This is a genomic window from Vibrio sp. 10N.222.48.A3 (genome assembly GCF_041475345.1).
Lineage (GTDB): Bacteria > Pseudomonadota > Gammaproteobacteria > Enterobacterales > Vibrionaceae > Vibrio > Vibrio tasmaniensis_A.
In genome coordinates this window covers 1-3,788 of record NZ_JBFRVX010000627.1, presented here as the reverse complement: position 1 = coordinate 3,788, position 3,788 = coordinate 1, and the positions used below count along the sequence as shown (strand labels likewise).

The 3,788-nt window shown below is 44.0% G+C and carries 4 protein-coding genes; all 4 read left to right on the top strand.

From position 1 onward, the window contains the following. Positions 1 to 420, top strand: a 420-nt coding sequence (locus AB4653_RS17420; protein WP_372104834.1) for a tetratricopeptide repeat protein, incomplete at its 5' end; no start/stop codon positions are given. Next, positions 410 to 2,134, top strand: a complete 1,725-nt coding sequence (locus tag AB4653_RS17415) for a GspE/PulE family protein (protein ID WP_009847860.1) — start codon at positions 410 to 412, stop codon at positions 2,132 to 2,134. The genes AB4653_RS17420 and AB4653_RS17415, both read left to right, overlap by 11 nt. Positions 2,135 to 2,146: 12 nt before the next feature. Beyond that, a complete protein-coding gene (locus tag AB4653_RS17410) occupies positions 2,147 to 3,370 on the top strand; it encodes a type II secretion system F family protein (protein ID WP_009847859.1) in 1,224 nt (407 codons plus the stop codon). Between the two features lie 3 nt (positions 3,371 to 3,373). Then, positions 3,374 to 3,788, top strand: a 415-nt coding sequence (locus tag AB4653_RS17405) for an MSHA biogenesis protein MshF (protein WP_372104832.1), incomplete at its 3' end; no start/stop codon positions are given.

The following is a 3,788-nucleotide window of genomic DNA, read 5'->3' as shown; positions in this document are numbered from 1 at the left end:
GCGTATGAGTTATTTCAGTCGGGTATCAAACTCAATATCAACAGTGAAAAACTGCGCCTAGGTTTATCGAAGCTACTTGTGAAAGCCAATCAAGCGGAAGCTGCTTTGAGCCCATTAATACACTTACCACCTAGTCCAACTCAAGACTACTTAGCAATGCGCGCTGCATTAAGTCAAAAGTCTCAGCAAGAAGATATTGCGCTAGAGAGCTACCAAAAATTGACTGAGGTCGATTCAGATAATGCTCGCTGGTGGTTAGGTTTAGCGATTCAGCAAGAACGTCAGCTTGATTTCATGGCTGCAAAGCAATCATACCAAGGAGCATTGGTTAGAGTTGGGATCTCATCTCAGTCGCAAGGCTTTGTACGTGATCGTTTAAAAATACTCAATGCTTTAGAGGAGAGTGGCGATGCAAATTAGATTAAGAAAAAGGCTCGGTGATTTGCTCGTAGAAGAGGGCATCATTACTGAAGATCAAGTTGAACAAGCTCTGGCCGCTCAAAAAAGGACAGGCCGCAAGCTTGGTGATGCACTGATCGAGCTTGGCTTTTTATCAGAGCAGCAAATGCTCAGTTTCTTGTCGCAACAGCTTGCTATTCCTCTTATTGATATTAGCCGAGCTAATGTTGACGTCGAAGCTGTGCAGCTTTTACCTGAGGTTCATGCTCGCCGCCTTCGAGCTTTGGTCATTGGGCGTCAAGGTGACACATTACGTGTTGCAATGAGTGATCCTGCTGATCTGTTTGCCCAAGAATCTTTGCTGAGTCAACTAGGCGACTACGCACTCGAATTTGTCGTCGCACAAGAGAGACAATTAGTTGATGGTTTCGACCGTTATTACCGAAGAACCAAAGAGATTGCCTCATTTGCTGAGCAGCTTCATGCTGAGCATAAAGTTAATGAAGCCTTTGACTTTGATATCGCTGAAGAAGACAGCGACGAAGTTACGGTCGTTAAGCTAGTAAACTCGCTGTTTGAAGATGCTATTCAAGTTGGTGCGTCTGATATTCATATTGAACCAGATTCAAACGTATTACGTTTACGTCAGCGTATTGATGGTGTCCTGCATGAAACGTTGTTGAATGAAGTGAATATTGCTTCTGCACTGGTTTTGCGTTTGAAGCTGATGGCTAACCTCGACATTTCAGAGAAACGACTGCCTCAAGATGGTCGCTTTAATATTCGCGTTAAAGGTCAATCGGTCGATATTCGTATGTCGACTATGCCAGTACAGCACGGTGAGTCAGTGGTTATGCGTTTGCTTAATCAATCGGCTGGCCTACGTAAATTGGAGTTGTCAGGCATTCCGAGTGATTTGCTCGTTCGTCTTCGTCATCAATTACGCCGCCCACATGGCATGATTCTCGTAACCGGGCCTACGGGCTCAGGTAAAACAACGACTCTATACGGTGCGTTAAGTGAATTAAACGAACCGGGTAAAAAGATCATTACCGCTGAAGACCCTGTAGAATACCGTCTTCCTCGTGTGAATCAGGTTCAGGTAAACCCTAAGATTAACCTCAATTTCTCAACGATTTTGAGAACCTTCCTACGTCAGGATCCGGATATCATTCTTATTGGTGAGATGCGAGATCACGAAACCGTTGAAATTGGTTTGAGAGCGGCACTTACTGGTCACTTAGTGTTAAGTACTCTGCATACCAACGATGCAGTAGACAGTGCACTGCGTATGATGGACATGGGGGCTCCGGGTTATCTGGTAGCAAGTGCTGTTCGAGCCGTGGTCGCACAGCGGTTAGTTCGTAAGGTATGTACTGATTGCAAGGTTGATGATGAGCTGGATGAAGCGCGTAAGCAATGGTTGAGTGTTCGTTTCCCAAACCAGCGAGGTACGCCATTTATGAAAGGGCGTGGTTGTCAAAATTGTAATTTGACAGGCTACAGTGGTCGTATTGGTGTGTTTGAAATGTTGGAGCTCGATCAGCCTATGATGGATGCGCTTAGAGCCAATGATGCCGTTGTTTTTGCTCAAACGGCAAGGCAGTCTGAAAATTACAAACCGCTGTTAGCTTCTGCGATGGAATTGGCCATACAGGGGGTTGTGAGCTTTGATGAGGTAATGAACCTTGGCGAAGGCGATGCTTCTGGTGCCACTGATCCAATTTATCTGTAGGGGTAGAGTGATATGCCAACTTATCGTTATGTAGGTCGCAGTTCTGATGGCAGTCAAGTGACAGGCCAGTTGGATGCAAATAACGAAGATCTTGCTGCTGACAGTTTGATGAGTAAAGGGATCATTCCAACTTCGATTAAACTTGGAAAAAGTGGCGGTTCAATCCTGGATATGGATGTATCCAGTCTGTTCTCCCCGAATGTGCCTTTAGAGGTGTTGGTTCTGTTTTGCCGACAGTTGTATAGTTTAACTAAGGCGGGTGTTCCGCTATTAAGATCGATGAAAGGGTTAACTCAACATTGTGAAAATAAGCAACTGAAAGTAGCACTTGAAGAAGTGGTCGCTGAACTCACAAACGGTCGTGGGTTAGCGGCGTCGATGCAAATGCACCCTAAGGTATTTAGTTCATTGTTTGTATCGATGATCAGTGTTGGTGAGAATACAGGTCGTTTAGATCAGGCATTGTTACAACTGGCTGGATACTACGAACAAGAGGTTGAAACTCGAAAGCGAATCAAAACGGCAATGCGTTACCCAACGTTCGTGATTACTTTTATTACAATCGCTATGTTTGTCTTGAATATATTCGTGATTCCTCAGTTTTCGAGTATGTTCGCGCGTTTTGGGGTCGACTTACCACTTCCAACTCGTATTTTAATGGGAATGTCTGAGTTCTTTGTTAATTACTGGGGGTTAATGCTTGGATTAATCTTTGGTCTTGTTTTTGCTTTTAAAGCATGGGTTAAGACAGATAAAGGGTGGGAAAAGTGGGATCGGCTGCGCTTAAAAATGCCAGTGATTGGTGGGGTGGTCAATCGAGCTCTATTGTCGCGCTTCTCACGTACTTTTGCTTTGATGCTAAAAGCAGGTGTACCGCTTAACCAATCGTTATCGCTATCGGCTGAAGCTTTGGACAATCGTTTTTTAGAACTTCGTGTTCAAGGTATGAAATCGGCAATAGAAGCGGGAAGTACCGTTTCTTCTACCGCGATTAACAGCGAGATTTTCACACCACTCGTGATACAAATGATTTCTGTGGGTGAAGAAACGGGTCGTATTGATGAGTTGCTGCTTGAAGTTGCGGATTTTTACGACCGAGAGGTTGATTACGATCTAAAAACGTTAACCGCTAGAATTGAACCTATTCTGTTGACGATCGTTGCGGGAATGGTGCTGGTTTTAGCTCTGGGTATTTTCTTGCCAATGTGGGGAATGCTGGATGCAATCAAAGGTTAGGGGATGCTGAATAACCTACAGCGCTCACGTTTTGTTATTTGGGTTACGGTTATTCTTTTTCTCGTTATGGGATTGCTTTCTGTATGGAAAACAGTAGAAGAAGAAGCAACGAACACGGCATTAATCGTTGCGAGCAAGCGAATTCTTGAGCAAGCGAATTTGTTCAAACAGCAGTATTTGTTATCTGGTGTGGAGCAAAAGAATGATGCGAAACCGCCAAAGACTTACAGCAGAACGGGGTGGGTTATGCCAATTCAAGACTCGGCTCGAAATTGCGGTTATTGGTTGGAGCAATTATATCCTAAGGGGCGTATTTTAGGTCTCAGCTCTCCAAACATTGAAGACAAAAGTGATAACATTCATTTTCATTGCCGTTATCATTATAGTGATAAGTATCAGATAGATATATTACTCAAAA

Coding starts and splice junctions, on each gene's coding strand:
- AB4653_RS17415 (WP_009847860.1), top strand. CDS start 410: ATGCAAATTAGATTAAGAAAAAGGCTCGGTGATTTGCTCGTAGAAGAG.
- AB4653_RS17410 (WP_009847859.1), top strand. CDS start 2,147: ATGCCAACTTATCGTTATGTAGGTCGCAGTTCTGATGGCAGTCAAGTG.